Origin of the sequence: Rhizobium ecuadorense, from assembly GCF_001187535.1 — a bacterium.
Taxonomy (GTDB): Bacteria; Pseudomonadota; Alphaproteobacteria; order Rhizobiales; family Rhizobiaceae; genus Rhizobium; species Rhizobium ecuadorense.
This window is the reverse complement of sequence record NZ_LFIO01001423.1, coordinates 1-289: the sequence shown is the minus strand read 5'-3', so window position 1 is coordinate 289 and position 289 is coordinate 1. Positions and strand designations below refer to the sequence as shown.

The following is a 289-nucleotide window of genomic DNA, read 5'->3' as shown; positions in this document are numbered from 1 at the left end:
GCCGAAGCACATGCCGATTATCTGCCAACCTGGCGACGAAGCGGAAATTCGCGGAGCAGGATTCACCGAGGTCTCGCCATTGACCGATATGGCGACTTGGGAAGGTCTGACGCTCACGCGCCGCGAAGGCAGCCATGGGCTTGGTCCCGTTCTCGAAGAGATGGGCTCGGTCATGGGTTTCAGCCTCGAAGCAGCGGGCGAACCTTCGATCTACTGGGCTGGCGACACCGTGCTCTATCCGCCGGTCACCGACGTCATCCGCGCGACGAGTCCCGATATCCTCATCACC

General features: G+C 61.6%; 1 pseudogene. It reads left to right on the top strand.

Annotation, left to right across the window (positions count from 1 at the left end):
• Positions 1 to 79: 79 nt before the first annotated feature.
• Positions 80 to 289 (top strand): annotated as a pseudogene (locus AF337_RS29975) (MBL fold metallo-hydrolase); the annotation flags it as partial.